The 16,466-nt window shown below is 38.3% G+C and carries 21 protein-coding genes; 6 read left to right on the forward strand and 15 right to left on the reverse strand.

The features are described 5' to 3' along the window. Nucleotides 1-178: 178 nt before the first annotated feature. Complete coding sequence (locus tag TY13_RS20585) at nucleotides 179-319, reverse strand: hypothetical protein (protein ID WP_154661545.1); 141 nt, start codon at nucleotides 317-319, stop codon at nucleotides 179-181. A gap of 80 nt (nucleotides 320-399) precedes the next feature. Between TY13_RS20585 and rsgA the strand changes: the two genes are divergently transcribed. Both rsgA and TY13_RS06450 read left to right on the forward strand, forming a co-directional pair. Then, on the forward strand, nucleotides 400-1,473 hold the full coding sequence (gene rsgA, locus TY13_RS06445) for a ribosome small subunit-dependent GTPase A (RefSeq protein ID WP_042473286.1): 1,074 nt from the start codon (nucleotides 400-402) through the stop codon (nucleotides 1,471-1,473). Then, a complete protein-coding gene (locus tag TY13_RS06450) occupies nucleotides 1,470-2,486 on the forward strand; it encodes an aminoglycoside phosphotransferase family protein (RefSeq protein WP_042474200.1) in 1,017 nt (338 codons plus the stop codon). The genes rsgA and TY13_RS06450 overlap by 4 nt, the downstream gene beginning before the upstream one ends. A gap of 435 nt (nucleotides 2,487-2,921) precedes the next feature. Here TY13_RS06450 and TY13_RS06460 read toward each other — a convergent pair whose 3' ends face one another. The 11 genes from TY13_RS06460 to TY13_RS06510 all read right to left on the reverse strand — a co-directional run bounded on the left by TY13_RS06460 (nucleotide 2,922) and on the right by TY13_RS06510 (nucleotide 11,756). Further along, nucleotides 2,922-3,374 (reverse strand): VOC family protein, encoded by a 453-nt coding sequence (locus TY13_RS06460; protein WP_042473287.1) that lies wholly within the window; start codon nucleotides 3,372-3,374, stop codon nucleotides 2,922-2,924. 59 nt (nucleotides 3,375-3,433) lie between these two features. Beyond that, nucleotides 3,434-4,141 carry a WGR domain-containing protein gene (locus TY13_RS06465; protein ID WP_042473290.1) on the reverse strand — a complete coding sequence of 236 codons (708 nt, stop codon included), beginning with the start codon at nucleotides 4,139-4,141 and terminating at the stop codon, nucleotides 3,434-3,436. Next, nucleotides 4,142-4,702, reverse strand: coding sequence for a hypothetical protein (locus TY13_RS06470; protein WP_230199391.1), 561 nt, complete (start codon nucleotides 4,700-4,702; stop codon nucleotides 4,142-4,144). Nucleotides 4,703-4,865: 163 nt separating this feature from the next. Continuing rightward, complete coding sequence (locus TY13_RS06475; protein WP_042473292.1) at nucleotides 4,866-6,530, reverse strand: Imm51 family immunity protein; 1,665 nt, start codon at nucleotides 6,528-6,530, stop codon at nucleotides 4,866-4,868. A 94-nt stretch (nucleotides 6,531-6,624) separates the two neighbouring features. Further along, on the reverse strand, nucleotides 6,625-7,035 hold the full coding sequence (locus TY13_RS06480) for a hypothetical protein (RefSeq protein WP_042473294.1): 411 nt from the start codon (nucleotides 7,033-7,035) through the stop codon (nucleotides 6,625-6,627). 216 nt (nucleotides 7,036-7,251) lie between these two features. Beyond that, nucleotides 7,252-8,934: a DUF6138 family protein gene (locus tag TY13_RS06485; protein WP_042473298.1), complete on the reverse strand. Its 1,683-nt coding sequence runs from the start codon at nucleotides 8,932-8,934 to the stop codon at nucleotides 7,252-7,254. A gap of 19 nt (nucleotides 8,935-8,953) precedes the next feature. Then, nucleotides 8,954-9,295 carry a DUF7668 domain-containing protein gene (locus TY13_RS06490; protein ID WP_042473302.1) on the reverse strand — a complete coding sequence of 114 codons (342 nt, stop codon included), beginning with the start codon at nucleotides 9,293-9,295 and terminating at the stop codon, nucleotides 8,954-8,956. Nucleotides 9,296-9,496: 201 nt separating this feature from the next. After that, complete coding sequence (locus tag TY13_RS06495; RefSeq protein WP_042473304.1) at nucleotides 9,497-9,898, reverse strand: DUF6678 family protein; 402 nt, start codon at nucleotides 9,896-9,898, stop codon at nucleotides 9,497-9,499. 17 nt (nucleotides 9,899-9,915) lie between these two features. Further along, nucleotides 9,916-10,410 carry a DUF4303 domain-containing protein gene (locus tag TY13_RS06500; RefSeq protein ID WP_042473307.1) on the reverse strand — a complete coding sequence of 165 codons (495 nt, stop codon included), beginning with the start codon at nucleotides 10,408-10,410 and terminating at the stop codon, nucleotides 9,916-9,918. 134 nt (nucleotides 10,411-10,544) lie between these two features. Next, complete coding sequence (locus TY13_RS06505; protein ID WP_042473309.1) at nucleotides 10,545-11,375, reverse strand: CbrC family protein; 831 nt, start codon at nucleotides 11,373-11,375, stop codon at nucleotides 10,545-10,547. Between the two features lie 18 nt (nucleotides 11,376-11,393). After that, nucleotides 11,394-11,756 carry a hypothetical protein gene (locus tag TY13_RS06510; protein WP_042473312.1) on the reverse strand — a complete coding sequence of 121 codons (363 nt, stop codon included), beginning with the start codon at nucleotides 11,754-11,756 and terminating at the stop codon, nucleotides 11,394-11,396. Between the two features lie 488 nt (nucleotides 11,757-12,244). On the opposite strand from TY13_RS06510, the gene TY13_RS06515 reads away from it, so the two are divergent. From TY13_RS06515 to TY13_RS06530, 4 genes are all read left to right on the forward strand, one after another. After that, complete coding sequence (locus TY13_RS06515; protein ID WP_042473314.1) at nucleotides 12,245-13,039, forward strand: YwqG family protein; 795 nt, start codon at nucleotides 12,245-12,247, stop codon at nucleotides 13,037-13,039. A 312-nt stretch (nucleotides 13,040-13,351) separates the two neighbouring features. Then, the gene (locus TY13_RS06520; protein ID WP_042473317.1) at nucleotides 13,352-13,717 is read left to right on the forward strand and encodes a DUF2089 domain-containing protein; all 366 of its coding nucleotides are present in this window, start codon (nucleotides 13,352-13,354) and stop codon (nucleotides 13,715-13,717) included. A 13-nt stretch (nucleotides 13,718-13,730) separates the two neighbouring features. Beyond that, a complete protein-coding gene (locus tag TY13_RS06525) occupies nucleotides 13,731-14,120 on the forward strand; it encodes an SHOCT-like domain-containing protein (protein WP_042473319.1) in 390 nt (129 codons plus the stop codon). A gap of 3 nt (nucleotides 14,121-14,123) precedes the next feature. Further along, nucleotides 14,124-14,405: a hypothetical protein gene (locus tag TY13_RS06530; protein ID WP_042473321.1), complete on the forward strand. Its 282-nt coding sequence runs from the start codon at nucleotides 14,124-14,126 to the stop codon at nucleotides 14,403-14,405. A 63-nt stretch (nucleotides 14,406-14,468) separates the two neighbouring features. Here TY13_RS06530 and TY13_RS21255 read toward each other — a convergent pair whose 3' ends face one another. The 3 genes from TY13_RS21255 to TY13_RS06540 all read right to left on the reverse strand — a co-directional run bounded on the left by TY13_RS21255 (nucleotide 14,469) and on the right by TY13_RS06540 (nucleotide 16,380). Beyond that, nucleotides 14,469-14,606 (reverse strand): diguanylate cyclase domain-containing protein, encoded by a 138-nt coding sequence (locus TY13_RS21255; RefSeq protein ID WP_081796935.1) that lies wholly within the window; start codon nucleotides 14,604-14,606, stop codon nucleotides 14,469-14,471. A 66-nt stretch (nucleotides 14,607-14,672) separates the two neighbouring features. Beyond that, nucleotides 14,673-15,614: a VOC family protein gene (locus TY13_RS06535; protein WP_042473323.1), complete on the reverse strand. Its 942-nt coding sequence runs from the start codon at nucleotides 15,612-15,614 to the stop codon at nucleotides 14,673-14,675. Nucleotides 15,615-15,642: 28 nt separating this feature from the next. Beyond that, nucleotides 15,643-16,380, reverse strand: coding sequence for an alpha/beta hydrolase (locus TY13_RS06540; RefSeq protein ID WP_052344245.1), 738 nt, complete (start codon nucleotides 16,378-16,380; stop codon nucleotides 15,643-15,645). Nucleotides 16,381-16,466: the final 86 nt, after the last annotated feature.

Consider the following 16,466-nt stretch of genomic DNA (forward strand, 5'->3'; position numbering starts at 1 on the left):
GCAAATAAATGTCGAAAATCGTGCCCAAGGCCGACACAATCTGCACCGTCACGCCCCACCGGAAAGTCTTGCCTTTTTTTCCAAAACGGGTTATTCTATAGACAGCTTAGTGATAAGCAAGTTCCTAATACGAAGGGAGATGTGTTTTAATGGCAACTACTTATATGGTGGTTTGGTTTTAAAATTGAATAGTAGGCATACGTGAAAAAAGCGGGAAAACGCCCGTTTTATTTGGCATGCCTTCCAAAGTAACCTTTCGTGAATATTGCTGTTTACGAGATACGATAAAGGTCGTATCTTTTTTGCGTCTTAATGCCACGCGACAGCAGCTTCTTTAGAGGCTGCTTGTCCGTGGCATTTTTGCGCCCAAAAACAACATTAAAGGAGCTAACAAAAACCATGATTGATTTAAAAACCTATGGCTACACAGAAATAGAGACAATTCCCGACGGATTATTGCCTGGCAGGGTGATGGAACTTCGGCGGGAGCGCTTCACTGTTATAACCGAGCACGGCGAAGTAACGGCAGTACTCAAAGGAACGTTTTATCATAGCGTGGAAACGCGTGTAGACTTCCCATGTGTCGGTGACTTTGTCTTGTTGCACTACAACGAGAACGGTGATTCTCTCATCGTTACGGTTCTGCCCCGCCGATCTAAATTCTCGCGTGCGGATTACTCAGGGCATGCTGTGGGCTATGCCAAAACTATAAGGGAGCAGGTCGTTGCAACCAACTTTGACTATGTATTTATCCTCTCTTCTCTGAATTGGGATTTCAACGTCTCACGTATCGTGCGGTACCTGACACAAGCCAGGAAAAGCAGCGGCCAGCCAGTCGTCATTCTGACCAAAGCAGATCTTGTGGAAGACTACAATTCCGCACTTACAGAAGTTACACAAAGCATCCCTGATGTTCCTGTTCACGCAATCTGCAGTCATACAGGTGCAGGGCTAAATGAACTTAATCCGTACTTGATGCCTGGTAAAACAGTCGTCTTTCTCGGCATGTCTGGCGTCGGTAAATCTTCTCTGCTCAATGCATTGATGGAACAGGACATTATGAAGGTTCAGGCGATTCGGGAGGATGATAGCCGTGGACGACATACAACAACCCACCGTCAGCTGTTCATGCTCCCCTCTGGTGCGATGGTCATTGATACGCCGGGTATGCGTGAGCTTGGGCTATTTGAAGCCGATGAAGGTATACGTGCCAGCTTTACTGATGTGGAGGATTTGTTCCAGAAATGCCGATTTAAGGATTGTCATCATCAGACCGAGCCAGGCTGCGCCATTCTTGCCGCACTTGCCGATGGTTCGTTGCCGCTTGAACGGTGGAAGCAATATGTTGCACAGCAGCATGAGAACAAATATGTCCGAGGCAAAACGAGCTACCCCATCGACAAAAGGGCTCGAAATAAAAGGAGCGCCACGCAGAGCAAGCAAACGAAGAGAAACGGAGGATGGAAGAAATGATTATTAAATCCCAAAAGCTGATTTATGCCTTAAGCCAACAATTCAAGAAGGATATCATCTATGCTGACTGCCAAACTACGCAGTTACAGGGCGGAACTGTGGGAAATGTCCACTTAGTAACAGGGAGCGCCGAAACTGCGGATGGCAAAAAATTGCCGTACCGTATCGTGCTGAAAATCCAGAAGAAATGGGAGCGCTACGACGATCCTGGTTCATGGCGACGAGAATATGATCTATATATGTCCGACTTGGGAGAGACGTTCTCGGATGCCTTTCGCTGGCCGACATGTTATCTCGCTGAAATTAATGACGATGAAAATGAATTCCAACTATGGCTGGAATATATCGATGGCTTAACTGGTTTAGACTTGACTGGCGACATGTATGAACAAGCCGCGGAGGAATTAGGACGCTACCAAGGCAAGCTGTATGCGGAGCAGCCCAATGTACTGCAAAGCCTGCACAACTTGAGCCATGCAGATTTCATGAAGAATACGTATCTGCATTACCGTTCATGGCCGGTCGTTTACGATTATATACGCTCGGAAGACTGCGAATTGCCACTGCACTTACGGCAAATGCTTATTGACATCGATAAGAGCGCAGACGAAATACTATCACGCATCCAAAAACTGCCCCTCGTGCTTTGCCACCGGGACTTCTGGGTGACTAACCTGATCTATGCCGACGAGAAAATCGCGCTCATTGATTGGGACACATCAGGATGGGGTTATTTAGGAGAGGATCTCGCAAGCCTGATTGCGGATGAATCGGATATCAATCACATGGTCGAATACTACCAACGATGCGTCCCTGCTTATTATAAAGGATTTTCAGAGTATGTGGATGTATCCCATATCGCTGATAATTGCGTCTATGAGATGATCCTTCTCGTATTCGGGTACAGACTTGTGGAGTCGTATCTCTACGCGGAGAACGATGACGAGAAGACAAATCAGGTCCTTACACTCCAAAAAATCTATGAAATGAAGGCCATCCCTGTGCAGGGTTGACTCTAAAAAAAGAAACTCCAAAACCCTAGATTTGAACTGCATCCCAATTGTTAGACACATCTAACAATGGAGGTGCAGTTTTTTCTATGTTTAAGTATACTGCAGAAGATAAATTAAAAGCAGTTGAGCGTTATTTAAATGGATTAGAAAGTGCTAATGAAATAGCTAAATCTTTGGAGACGGATCATAAAGCAATCCTTAAATAGGTTAAACAATATGAATACAATGGTGAGGAAGCTTTTGCTCAACCATATACAAATTACACACTAATGTTTAAAATGGATGTACTCAATTTTATGATCGTGACTTTATTATCGATATACACAACTACTCACCATTGTATATATAGATAATAAAGTTTAAATTCCAATATCTAAATCAAAAAATAAGGAGTAATACATATTAATCAATGACTAATATGTATTACTCCTTTACCTATTTGTTCCCAAGCTGTTCCGCCAAACCAATTAGAAGACCTTCGACTCCACGAATATAACAGAGTCGATACGAATCCCCGTACTGAACCACTTCGCCAACAATTTGAGCACCATGCTTAGCGAGTCTGGATACCATTTCGTCAATGTCTTCAACGGCGAACATGACACGTAGATAACCGAGGGCGTTTACAGGAGCAGTCCGGTGATCTGAAATAGTTGGCGGGGTCAGAAATCGCGAAAGCTCAAGTCGGCTGTGCCCGTCTGGGGTAACCATCATAGCAATCTCTACACACTGAGAACCCAATCCAGTTACGCGCCCAGCCCATTCACCTTCGACAGTAGCTCGACCTTCGAGAGTCAAGCCAATCTCCTCGAAAAAAGAGATTGCGTCATCAAGGGATTCTACAACGATACCGACATTGTCCATTCTTAGTAATTTGTTTTCTGCCAAAGCCTTTATCTCCTTATGTGTAATAGTTTATTATTTGCCCCTCTTCGTAAAATATTCTATTAAAACGCAAGTAAATCGTTATACATCGTCTGCTGTGTTTCTGTTAATTTCCCATCAGAATACATAATAGCTAATTGCTTCAATGCTAATAGTGCATTTTTCTTTAATATTGGATCTAGCTTCCCAGTAATTTTGATTTGACCAAAAGCAGTTGCGTAGGTAACCATATCACTTTGCACCATATCCATTTCATGCTCTTTCGCCATATCGCGGACAGCTTCTTCATCCAATGTATCAACAGCTATATAATGCATTCCCCATATATTCTCGATGAGATGTTTTGGGAAAGTAGCAAAATTAACGCTATGCTTCTTTCTTATAACGTCTTCTATTTCATGTAGTGTATCCGATCCTTCATCACTGCCAAAGGGTGCTTCTTCATCGCCACAATCATAATAAAATTCTTCTGTGAAATGAGCGACAAAACGTGGGTGTGAAGTTTTTGGATGTGGGCCGTATTCATCTACATCAAAGTAAAGACAATTATCATAGTCAAATGTAGGATTTGCTTGATAGCCTTTTTTTAATTTACTGGAAATTAACTTTTGAGCTTCTTTTTCACAAATTTCTTGCGACTCAAATTCTTTTATTTCATACTTTCCGATTGTCCCACTTTTTCCGTAATGCACACATATTGTCATCTCAGAATAATCAATTGTCCAAAATTTATTGGATTTCTCGTCTTGGTATATAAAAGCCTTTTTCATCTATGTTGAAAGCTCTCCTTTCTCTATGTTCCAAAGTTTCCTGACTATCTCATCTTGAGTATATTCAAAATAGTTTCCGTCTTTATCTTTATTTCTTTGAAAAAGTTGATGCTTATAGGCTTGAAAATTCAACTTCAAAAAATTTGTGAAATATCCATTTATCGATATTATACGATTATAGAATTTAGCCTTAAAGGGGTGGTCATTTTCATTAGGCTCTTCAAATGTCTTTATGCGCCTTACAACTTCAGTTAACTCTTCTTTTGTAATGCTTTCTACAACTTTTGGGTCTGGCAAACTAATATCAAACGCTAAATTTTCTGCGCCATCCGCTTCCCACCATTCCCACAAATTAAACTGCGACATGTCCTTTCCTGTCATTTCGTTAAGCTTACTTTCAAGTTTCGCATATTCTGCGTAGTCTTCATCTCCATGCTCGTCGCAATAAGCAGTATAGGCCAAAATAAGCTTTAATACTTCGGGATAGCGCCTTTCAGCTATGTCAAAATTAGCTTCAATTTCTTTTCTTAATTCAATTGGTTGTACCTCCTTAGTTATCAATCATTGCCATCGAGATTGGAGCTACTTGCAAGTTTCAAACAATACTTGCTTAATATTTTCGCTTTTAACATGATTACCGACCAGACATCTATTAACGAATAAAGACCTTGCTTAAAATAACGGATAATTTATTTCTATAATCTTCAACCTTTTCTCTGCTCTATTAATCCAATATTGCCCTAGAAAATAAATCCTGTATCAGTTCATCATTTTCACAAGCCTGTTTAAATCCAACAGCGAATTGCAGCAATGCTTCTTTTTGATTGGAATACGCACAAAACATATCTGCCTCTGGATCGAAACGCACAATGCCTACTAGCTCTGGTAACTTCTCTTGCAAGTACACATCTGCAAGCGATGCCCAATCATAGCCGTTACCTTGGAATCCTTCATCTTCCCTTGTTTCAAACAACTCTTGTTTATAAATACCAGCCGTTAAAAAGAATGAAGTATTCCCACTATCATGTTCTAACCATTTAAACGGTTTAAGTGCCTCATTCACTATTTGAGCTTGTAGACGGGCTACCTTATCTGCTGTAAAACTTAATATCCCCTGTTGATTTACAATATCCCCCTTCGCTATGCATTCGTCTAGCCAATCTGCAACAAAATCTGGGGCGTATCCTCCTGTACTAAAGCCATGTGCAAGTGCAATAATATCCTTGTAATCTGCTAAATACTGCTCTCGCGTCACCTCTGAATTGGCGTTAGTGTACAGCCAAAACTGGATATCATACATCAGCATAGATAGTTCGTCGGCATGTAAAGCAAAGAAGCCTTTGTCCTCTACAATCTGCATACAAATGCTTCGAATAGCGGCTTCTATTTGATTCCCCTCTCCTGTATTCTCACTTAATGATTGTAATAATGGAGAGAATGGCGCATGTTTCACCATGTCCAAATCGTCAAGTTTATCTTGTTCTGATGTATCGAATACTTCCTCATTCACCAATCCAGTAATAAAAGTCGCAAAATTTGGCGCAAGGAAAGTAATATAATAATCAGCCTCTTGGTCTACATGTACAACAGCAGGCTCGCCATCTGCACCACATGCACGATAATCGAGCATAATAACATCATGACCTGCTGATGGGCAATCCGCGATAACAACACCAATATTTGGGTAACCCCATTCTTCCAACATAAAATTGCTACCCAAATCGCCACCTAAGCTATACGTCTTCTCACGACCAATGCCCATGATTCCTGTAATCGCCACATGATCTTCTGCCCATGAAGTTGGCATAGCCGTTGGAAAACAAGTGTTTACTGGTATACCGCCGTTCTGCTTTTGCATAAACCAAATATAATCTGCTGGTAGTTTATAGCCAAGCTCCTCTTCTATAGAAGCAATCATTTCAGTAGTTGGAGGTGCTTCTACATAATTTTTGTCCGCATAATCACTTTTTTCCCAAAATTGACTGAAATCACGTTCACGGAAAGGCGTAAGCTTGATATCCTCTAGCGCTTCCGCTGATTTTTTTATAATATCTTGACAGGCTACAATATACTCCTCAGCTATGGCATCAAACTGTAATTCCAGCGTTTTTTCAAATGCATCTAGTGCCTCTTGCCATTTCTGCATATAGAAATAAGCATAGCCAACACGCCAATGCCAATCCGCGTCTTGTTGCCCCTGTTGTTTAACTGTAAATAACTCGGACAACGCTTCCTGATAACGCCCTAAATTATTAAGTGCACGACCATAGTGACCTATTAATTCGTAATTTCGCTCTGACTTAGGCAATTGCTCAATTGCTTCGACAATTTTGTCATGTTGGTCATCCTCATACCATTTTTCTAACATGCTCAATAACTTTTCTGACATAATCCCACTCCCTCTTAATCACTCTGTAATCCAGCTAAACAAGTATCTTGTATCTTTATAGAAATGCTTGAAACATCAGCAGGTACGGTTTTTCTCATGAAAAAGAACTTTCTCCAGCATTCGGTAAATTGCCGCATTCATAACTTTCCTTCATTTCAAGAACAAAATTGGTAACATGACCTGTCACCAGGCAACCAACAATCAGCCTTATATCATCGGATACATAGGCGGCAAAATCAGCGTGATTAGTCTGCTTAATGATTCTTTCATACATTTGCTTACTTGCGCTATCCTGAAGCACCGCTATTCTTTTTCGATCCACCGCTGACATACTTTCGATTAGAGTTGTCAAATCACCATATGTAGTTATCCATTGTGAATCAAACGGATCAGTATCCCGCTGATCTAGGTACTGATCAATTACATCTGAATTGCCATATTTAGGATTGACTTTAAAGGTGGATAACAAATCAATCCAAGTAGTAATATGATTAATATTTAACAATGGAATCTCCCCTATTTGAAAGTGGTGAAAAAATCTGATTTTTCATCAAAAGTAACTGCAATTTTCTAGCAGCTTCTTTACTCTCGATTTAAGCAATGCTTTGATTTCAGCTATATTCATCTGCAACGTGACATATTAGCTAACATTTTCTCAATATTGCGCTCTCACCTTTATAGCGATTTCCTGCTTTCTAAAGAACTTAAGAAAGCTTGCAAATTAGTATTCTTCCATCCAACCTACTAATTTTTCTAGCATTTCTTGGATTGGTGCTGATTCTTTTTCAATGCGTTGTGCTAACTCCTCTAGACTACCAAAAATTTGATATAGCACATATCCACGTTGATAGTCTTCTTTGCTCTCCAGTTGATGTATTAATTCAGCTAGCAATTCCTGTTCAGCAATGTGAATTTCTTTTAAAGGCTCAAGCTCCCCTTCATTTGCGCTAAGTAAAATGTCAATCAGTACAGGTATCCGTTCCACTGTTAGGTTATGCATGTTCAGAAAAGCCTCTGCATAGTTATTTTGTACAAGCTGGTGCTCTGAATCAACAAGTGACATATAGCTTTGCACAAGTGGAAAATAAGCATCGCTATAAAGCCCTAAGCCAAATACAGCATATGTTCCAGGCATAGCCGATAGCTCACTAGGCTCCACGTCCTCATACCACGCATATTCTTCCATTGCCACTTTTGCATAATCAGCAATCAATGGGAATAAGTTCGGATACGCAAGACAATTTGCGAAAAATTGGTGTAGCTCAGATTTCGCAAGACCTTGAATAGGTAAATAGTTTTCTTCCGGGCTCTTTAACTGTAGGCTATAGCCTTTGACAAAGCCCGCTTGTAACAAATCAATAATGTACTGTAACGCTTCACGATAGGCTTCTTCTTCCTCAACAATGATATGAATCGAAATAGATTTTTGAATATCATTGGCTGTTCCTTGAAAGCGCACACTTTGACGCATACGTTCACAATGCTCGCTGCCATTTTGTAAATAATCCTTGGCCTCTTGTGAGCCTAGCTGCTGCGCGAATTCAAGATATTGTTTACGTGTATCAGGTTCTTTAGAGCCAATTTGTTTGGCAATATAAACGAAGAACTCTAGCTCTTCTTGCGCAGGCCTATCCTCTGACTTGAGTAGCCATTTCGTTGTATATTCCCCAGTTTCCTCAAAGTAAACTGATAAAATATACTCCTTGGCCCAAGCTTTAAATGCTGATGTATAATCATATATCCATTTATTTATGCGCTCTTCATTCCCTTTATATTTTTCCAATACTCGTTGTATTAATGGTTCGATATTAGCTACGCGCTGATGGAAAAAATCTGGATTGACTAGGCAACGAGCAAAGAAAAACCCATCTTTCTCAGCAGGTCGTACAGGTAAATCAGCCATCACCTTAGTTTCAATAAAAGTAGCTAGCGTTTGTTTTGCTAATGTGAATTTGCCGTTATTTAGTAGCTCTTTTTGATAGCAAATCTCACGCCCTTCATGCTCAAACTCCAATATAAATTGAAGGCGATAATCAAAAAGCTTTGCATGATATTTATCAGATTGGAAAACTTGCTCCATTTTGGCACATAAAGCGGAAAATAATTTTTCTATTTGGTTGATGTCTGTTATCTCTTGCATGTAATCGCCCGCTGCTACCTTATAAGCATCATCACTCCAGCTAAATGGCTCGTGTGTATAAATCGAAATCGTTCCATAATGAGGGGTTCCCCATTGTAATTTAGCCAATTTTTTTGATGTCCATTTTACCTTTACATAATGATGAACACCTATATGTAGCCTGCTCCAGTCCTTTATTTTACTAATTCGATCGTCTTCATGCTGATAAAAGCGCTCTAACTGCTGCCAGACATCCGCCCAAAACTGTTCTATATATTGTGACAAATTTATCCCCCCATTTTCATCATGCATCAATTGTTTCAATATAAAATTCGGTAATTACTGTTTTATCAGTATTTGTCTTAGCCTCACAAAAAAGGACAATTGGGATTTCTTCATTATCAAACCATAAGTACCTGACTTCTGCACAAAAACCACTACCATCATTGTATTCGTACACATCAATATCCATCAATGCTTCACTAGGCGGTAAAGTTAGCGTCCCTTGCATCGCTATGACTTCTTTGACAAATGGCAACGTTTCATCATTAAGTATATTTTTTTCCTTCAATTGCTCGTAACGCTGATGAACTAAATCAACAAGCGTTTCTTTTGTTCGTTGTATAATTTTTTCTTCTATTGTCACTGGCTATCGCCTCCTAAATGAGCTTCAAAACGTGTACGATATTTTACTTGAAAAAACTTGCTCCAAACTAGCAGCATATCCAATAAAATCTTGTACTTGTAACTTACTCAATCCCAATTGAACCAATGTATCCACCAATTTTTGCGAAAATCCACTTGTATAATAACTAGCATGATATTCTCTACTTAAGGGTTTTATCTTTTAAAAATCAACTTCTCTCGCATGTCCATAAATTACAAAAAAACCGTCCTTCTCTACAAAAGGAATGGAAATCGCTTCAAGCAAAGCTCGTAATTCATCTGAGCAATCTTCAAAGATTGGTGTAACTAGACGCCCCATATACCGTTTAAATTTAGGAGCAACCTTTATCCATTCTATATGTACACCAAGCGCTGCCTCAGGTGTCCGCCCCCAATCACCTAGCCAATCTGTAGCAATTTCGATTACTGCTGGATATGGCTCATCCTCAAAAAGTGTTTTTACTTGATATGCTGGAGAAAAAGGCAAATTCTCAATTCCCTCAGAAAGCTTCCTCCATTTTGTATCATTCATATATGAAGCCAAACCTTTTTCCGCCAATAGCTTGGTTATTTTTTGATTCAAAATAATTTCCCCTTTAATTATTGCTGCCAGTTACGCAGAAAATCTGGGAGCAAAGGGTGATTTGGATTACAGCGTGTAGCTGATGATATTTCTAACCTTTCCTCATCAGCATCATCTGTTACCGAAATAAATGCAAAAATATGTTCGTCTAGAACGCCCTCTTGTTTTAATTCATACATTGTATCGCTCATTATCGTATGAATTTCCTCTTTATGTACTGCAAATTGTTCACCAGCATTTAATGCTCTGTCTAGTAGCTCACTACTCACTTTTTGTAATAAATCCGTATCATCGTCATATAAATATTCATCTTTCAAAAAGCGATAGTTTTCTGGGTTATCCTCATAACTTTCTCCGATTTTAAGAAGTGATTTTTCGGTTCCCATTGTTAAATAGAGGCTACCACAATCACCATCTGTCACTAGTACAACGGCATATATTTGTTCGTCCTTTAAGGTCTCATACATTGCTGTATAAGCTTCCTGTACAGCTAATTTGATTTTCTGTTTCATCAATACATCACTCTCTATCTAATTGAAGTCAAAGTGTTTAAGCAATAAAAGCTTGCTCCCTCACTTTTTTTGATACTGAATCTGGGTACATCCCCTTATGAATCAGGATTTTTCTTCACCAATACACCCTGTATTTAATCAAAATCGGAATAAAGAACATATTGCTGACATTCTAAGCATTGAAATAAATAGCCTTGATGTGAGCCATTATTGCGTAGGCTAAAAGCTAATTCTTCGTTTGTATAGTCTTCATGCTCAACTTCCTCTGTGATTCCCATCTCAACGAGCTCGTCCCAGCCAACATAACCGATAAACGCACAATAATCCGTGCAATGGGCTACCCAATTATTGCCCTGCCAGCTAACATAACCTGGTGTTCGGCACAGCACTTCATCTGTATAGTCCTCATTGCTAACAAGCTCTGGATTGAGTAAATCTTGCTGAAATTCTCCATCAAATTTTTCGGCAGCTAGCCCACTATGAATACAGCTTGGGCAAAGGTACTCCACTTCCTCCACCGCATAAATTCCACCTGTATAATAAATGTCCACTTCCTGCTCACAGCAATCGCAAACAACTAGTTCATCCGTTTTAAAAATACCCGCTTGTATTGGGTTTGGCATATATTTAAATGTTGGTAATGGTGTTTTCATCTCTGCTTCCTCCCTAATGACGCGTGGCAATAATGGCTTTACATTTTGTGGATTGTCAATCCAATATTTAATCGCACCATATTTTTTCTGATCTTTTTTATTGCGCAAATCCATAACGGTTGTAAAAATTTTGTATGCCTCGTCATACATTTGCAACATGCAGAAAATTTCGACGAGAATCCGCAAATTTACCTCTGTTGGCTCCGCTTGTTGAACTTGCTCCTTTAGCTTATGCATAGCGTTAATTGCCTTAGCATTTTTTGCGTCAAACGTCTTTCTTTGCTCCTGCCATTGCGCGACAATGTTTTCCATTATGCTCCCCCTTACAATTTAGAAAATCTCCCCAGCACCACTCACATCAAAAAAGCCGACTCCATGCTTTTGCGCAAGTTTCTTCATCGTGCTATAAGCTTCATCCGCTACAGACCAGGCGAAAGCTGTGTAAATCACGGCATAGCCAATACTATATTCAGCCAAACGACTCTCTAACTCCTCATCTTCATCCGCCACATTCATATTGGGGAATTGCTCTACCATATCCTCATACCATTTTTGCAACGCTGGTGTTGTAACTGTTATTGTTGCGTAATCATGAGGCTCAGCCCATTTTATTTGTTCATCATACCATTGCAAAAATACTTCTTTATTACTTGGGGCTTGCTCCTTATCAAAAACCATTAAATCATAACTCATATTTTTCACCCTCCAAAAAAGAATGTATGTTCTTATTTTTATTATAGTATATAAACAGTTTTTTGAAAACTTCATTTTTTATAACATAGTGCATTATTTGATACTTCTTTGTAGCTTTGTCATAAATTGTTTCGTGACTTTATTATCTGAAGCTTCCTGCCATACATGACATATTTACCTAATTCGAGTGTGATTTTGCAGCATCATTTAGGCAGTTGGTAACCGAATCGTACATATTTTGATGAATTAACTTGTGAAGGCTTAACCGTGCAAGGTCTAATGTAGGATTTTCTTTGAGCTCTGTATTTACTTTCCGAAATGATTTGAATCATTTGTACTTCCTTTTTCAAATTAATATTAACAAAATACCATAAGTTCAAAATCTAAATCTCCATCACGCTTGAAACTCTTTTCTTTTGGTTTTAGACTAGCCTAAAAGGGAACATTTATTCTATAATGAATTTAATTTGAATCAAGGAGGTCGTTTTATGACAATACAGTTACCACAGGAATTTGAGAAATACCGTTCGATTATTGAACCAACTTTACAACCAGTTCTACTTATTAACACAATTGAACGTCCAACATCATTATTTGAAAGCAAGTTTGAAGGCAATCCCTATTTTCCATTAGCGATGGAATATCCTAAAAATGCAAATGGGCAGCCATTAAAGCTTTTAGCACAAATCAATTTCGCAGATGTGCCAAAGCACCTTCCACATTTTCCAACAGAGGGCATTTTGCAGTTTTATATCGATGGCTATGACGATGTTTTCGGTATGGATTTTAAAGATGGGCAAAATCAAGTTGGATTCCGTGTCATTTTCCATGAAGAAGTTATGCAAGATGAATCACAATTAATACAGGATTTTTCGTTTGTTAAATTAGAAAATGAAGAGTTGTACTTCCCTGTTACAAAAGAAATGGCTTTAACGTTTGCACCGAATGTTGAACCTTTATCAGTCAATGATTTTCGATCATATGATGTTTATGAGGCTATTTGGCAAGAAATAGATGCGGCTGAGCAATACGGTCTGGATGACAAATTTTATACATCCTTTGGGTGTATGGGGCATCGAATTGGGGGCTACCCTTTCTTTACGCAAACAGATCCACGCGCTTATAATGACCTCTCAAATTCTACGGTTTTGTTATTGCAAATAGATAGCGTAAGTGATCATATTATGTGGGGCGACACAGGTGTTGGTAACTTTTTCATTACAGAGGATGAGTTAAAGCGCAAAGACTTTAGCAAAGTACTTTATAATTGGGATTGTTGCTAAGAAAGTAAAAAAAACAATATCTAATCTTTGAAAAAGAAGTTATGGTCGATGGCAATAGAATAGAACGTTATTGGATTCAAATATAAATTAACAAACTTCACATAACTAAATGGCAGCTTGTTTTACGCTTACATCCAATAACAGAGACTTAACCTCCCCTAAACAAAAACATAAGAATTTAAACAAAAATCAATAATATTAATTCTGATTTTAATATTATTGATTTTTTTGTTCGAAATTTTTAATTATAATCATTTACACCTCACAATCTTTATTATATAATCGAGTCAACTAAGAGGAAGGGATTTTATTATGGCTTATCAAGTAATCACAAATTGTCCTGTTTGCAGTAAAACATTGAAAATTACAAAGTTGCAGTGCTCGCATTGTCACACTACGATTGAAAATGAATTTGAATTATCTAAGCTGGCTTCCTTATCAAAGGAGCAGCTTCATTTTGTGGAAGTATTTTTAACATGTAGAGGGAATATTAAAGATGTTGAAAAGGAATTGGGTATTTCATATCCAACAGTTCGAGGCAAGCTAACAGATATCATTTCGTCCCTTGGATATGTACAAAAAAAGAAAAATGAAGTGGATGAGAAAAAAGTAGTTAGCATGCTGGAAAATGGTGAAATCACACCAGAAGAAGCCATTAAGCTCTTAAAAGAGGAATAGGGAGGAATTTAGTATGAAAGAGGAAATTGCAAAAATTTTAACAATGATTCAAGAAGGTAAAATTGATGCGGATAAAGGCTCTGAACTGATTCAAGTGTTAAAAGAGAAGGAAGAAACGAGTAATGGGCTTCTTGAAAAACCGACGAAATACTTAGATAAAACATTAAAAATTCGTGTTGTCTCAGCCGAAAATGATAATGTTATGGTCAATTTACCTATCAAACTTGTCAAAGCGGTTTTAGTTGCTGGCTACGGCATCGCAGCGAGTATTCCACAATCGGAAAAATACGTGAAAGATATAGATATGGGTCTTATTATTGAAGCAATCGAAAACGAATTAGATGGTCAAATTGTTGATATTAAATCGGCAAACGGCGATACCGTTTCTGTCATTATTGATTAGCTTATGATGCATGTAAAAGTGAAAGCAAAAAGCGTTCGACTTACTATCCCTATTCCATATGCCATTTTAAATATAATTATTTCGATTTTATCTTCAAAGCTGCTCCAGCAAAATGCAAATAGATGGACAAAGGAGTACTTCGAAAGAAAAAAGCTGGACTTTACGTTTCCCCAAATAGACAAAAAAACAATAAAGCCTATCGTTAAGGAACTGAAAAATTATAAGGGAATGGTATTAGTAGATGTCAAAGCTGCGGATGGTACTGAGGTTAAGGTTAGACTATAGACAAAATGGCTGTTGAAAAATACAGGGGCAAACCTGCTTTTCGACAGCCTTCAATCATTGGTATTATAGTGAGCCCTCGAATATTGCGTAGTTGTCACGCTCTTCTTTCGCATTATATAAGGCTTGATCTGCTTTTTGAACTAAGTCTTTCACATTATTTCCGTCTTTAGGAAAAACAGAAACGCCAATACTAGCAGTTATGTTAAATTTATGTTGTCAAGGGCATCCTTCTCCTCAATTAAAAGAATTTGGTTATTTTCACTATTATTAGTCAATCACTGGTAGCTTCTGTTCAATCTCACTTCGACGCTCCTCTAAAAATGGTGGGAGATCTAATTGCTTTCCTAAATCTTCAATAGAAGTATCAACAGCAAAGCCTGGCCCATCTGTTGCTAATTCAAATACAATGCCATGTGATTCCTTCATATAGATGCTCGAAAAATAATAACGGTCTGCTTTTCTTATAATTGGAAAACCGAAATCCTTAATTTTTTGCTCCCACTGTTCTAGCTCTTCCTTATCCTTGACGCGGATAGCCAAATGATGAACACTACCCCTTCCTGGCTTTTCTTTCGGACCATCTTGTTCAATAACAACAATTTGTCCTTGCAATTGCTCTTCTACAGCTTGGAAAAGAGCTTCAGATGTCGATTTCTCTACTTCTGTATAACCAAACAGTTGTACTAAGGTTTTTTCAGCATCTGCTAAGGAACTCACTGTCAGCTCCACAGGCCCCATCCCTAAAATTTGATGCTCCATATTTACAGGAGAATCCCCCCACTTTGTCCATTCTTGTGGAATTGGCCTTTCCTGATTATTTAATAGCACCAAGCGCAGTCCATCTGGATCTTCAAAATAAATAGCATCCGTTTCTCTATACTTTTCGATACCACCGTGTGCAATACCAAACTCATCTAATCGATTTGCCCAGTACTGTAAGCTTTCATAAGAAGGAGTCAATAAACCGATTCTTGTAATGGCATTTGTGCCACGATGTGTACGCCCAGCATGCGATAATTCAAAAAAAGTTAGACCTGTCCCTGGGCTCCCTGTTAAATCTCCATAAAATAAATGGTACATACTCGGATCATCTTGATTCACCGTTTTTTTCACTCGACGCAGCCCTAAAATTTGATTATAAAATTGATGATTTTCATGTGCATTTTTCGTAATCATTGAAATATGATGGTGCCCTGTAATTTTTAACATATAAAATCTCTCCTTTTCATCCAAATGGTTAACGTACCTGCGTCATAAAATCTAGTATTTCCTTAATTATTTCATCTTGCTCTCTACCTAACGTCATTAAATGCTTCGATTTTTCAAAACCTCGTACTCGCTTTATAGAGGAATTAACTTGCTGATAGATAATTTCTGCACTTTGTGCATATAACTCCTCATCACGCTCACCGTAGAAAATGGCAATAGGTATTTCAATTTTATTAAGATGCTGCATCGTTTCTTTAATAAATTTTTGAAATGCTATGGAAGAATTTAATGCCATATCATTAAAAATTGCTATTTCATTCGAAATTTGAAGCGTTGATTTTCCTTCTATTTGTTTGTAATTGTGAGCGTAATCGATGATTCTTTGCTTTAATTGTTCTGGTTCCTTATCGACAGGTACTGATAAGACAATGATTTGCTCCAATTTTTTTAATTGAGCAAGCTTCAATGCAAAAACGCCACCAATTGATATACCGATGACAGAGATTTTTTCATAGCCCTCATCCAATAAAAATTGATAGGCATTTAGTACATCCTCCCACCAGTCGTCTATATTATATTGTAATAATTGTTCTGGTATATGCCCATGCCCGCGGTATAGTGGTACATAACATGTGTAGCCCTGTTCATGTAAAACAGTTGCCACTTTTTTCATGTCCCGCGTATGACTTGTAAAGGAATGTAAAAGCAATACGGCATGGTCACTTCCCTTTATGTAAATTTCTTTTGCTGGAACTATTGTCACCACAAAATCAGAACCTTTCTTATTGGTTGTAGATAATAATAGAAGGTAGCCTTTTCGTGGCTACCATCTTATTTTAATTTGAAACATGT

This window comes from Bacillus ndiopicus (assembly GCF_000612805.1).
GTDB classification, from domain to species: domain Bacteria; phylum Bacillota; class Bacilli; order Bacillales_A; family Planococcaceae; genus Metasolibacillus; species Metasolibacillus ndiopicus.

What these genes read in the sequence shown, in the direction of transcription:
- rsgA (WP_042473286.1), top strand. Translation starts at nt 400, where the DNA reads ATGATTGATTTAAAAACCTATGGCTACACAGAAATAGAGACAATTCCC.
- TY13_RS06450 (WP_042474200.1), top strand. Translation starts at nt 1,470, where the DNA reads ATGATTATTAAATCCCAAAAGCTGATTTATGCCTTAAGCCAACAATTC.
- TY13_RS06465 (WP_042473290.1), bottom strand. Translation starts at nt 4,141, where the DNA reads ATGAAAAAGGCTTTTATATACCAAGACGAGAAATCCAATAAATTTTGG.
- TY13_RS06475 (WP_042473292.1), bottom strand. Translation starts at nt 6,530, where the DNA reads ATGTCAGAAAAGTTATTGAGCATGTTAGAAAAATGGTATGAGGATGAC.
- TY13_RS06500 (WP_042473307.1), bottom strand. Translation starts at nt 10,410, where the DNA reads ATGAAACAGAAAATCAAATTAGCTGTACAGGAAGCTTATACAGCAATG.
- TY13_RS06505 (WP_042473309.1), bottom strand. Translation starts at nt 11,375, where the DNA reads ATGGAAAACATTGTCGCGCAATGGCAGGAGCAAAGAAAGACGTTTGAC.
- TY13_RS06510 (WP_042473312.1), bottom strand. Translation starts at nt 11,756, where the DNA reads ATGAGTTATGATTTAATGGTTTTTGATAAGGAGCAAGCCCCAAGTAAT.
- TY13_RS06515 (WP_042473314.1), top strand. Translation starts at nt 12,245, where the DNA reads ATGACAATACAGTTACCACAGGAATTTGAGAAATACCGTTCGATTATT.
- TY13_RS06520 (WP_042473317.1), top strand. Translation starts at nt 13,352, where the DNA reads ATGGCTTATCAAGTAATCACAAATTGTCCTGTTTGCAGTAAAACATTG.
- TY13_RS06525 (WP_042473319.1), top strand. Translation starts at nt 13,731, where the DNA reads ATGAAAGAGGAAATTGCAAAAATTTTAACAATGATTCAAGAAGGTAAA.
- TY13_RS06530 (WP_042473321.1), top strand. Translation starts at nt 14,124, where the DNA reads ATGATGCATGTAAAAGTGAAAGCAAAAAGCGTTCGACTTACTATCCCT.
- TY13_RS06535 (WP_042473323.1), bottom strand. Translation starts at nt 15,614, where the DNA reads ATGTTAAAAATTACAGGGCACCATCATATTTCAATGATTACGAAAAAT.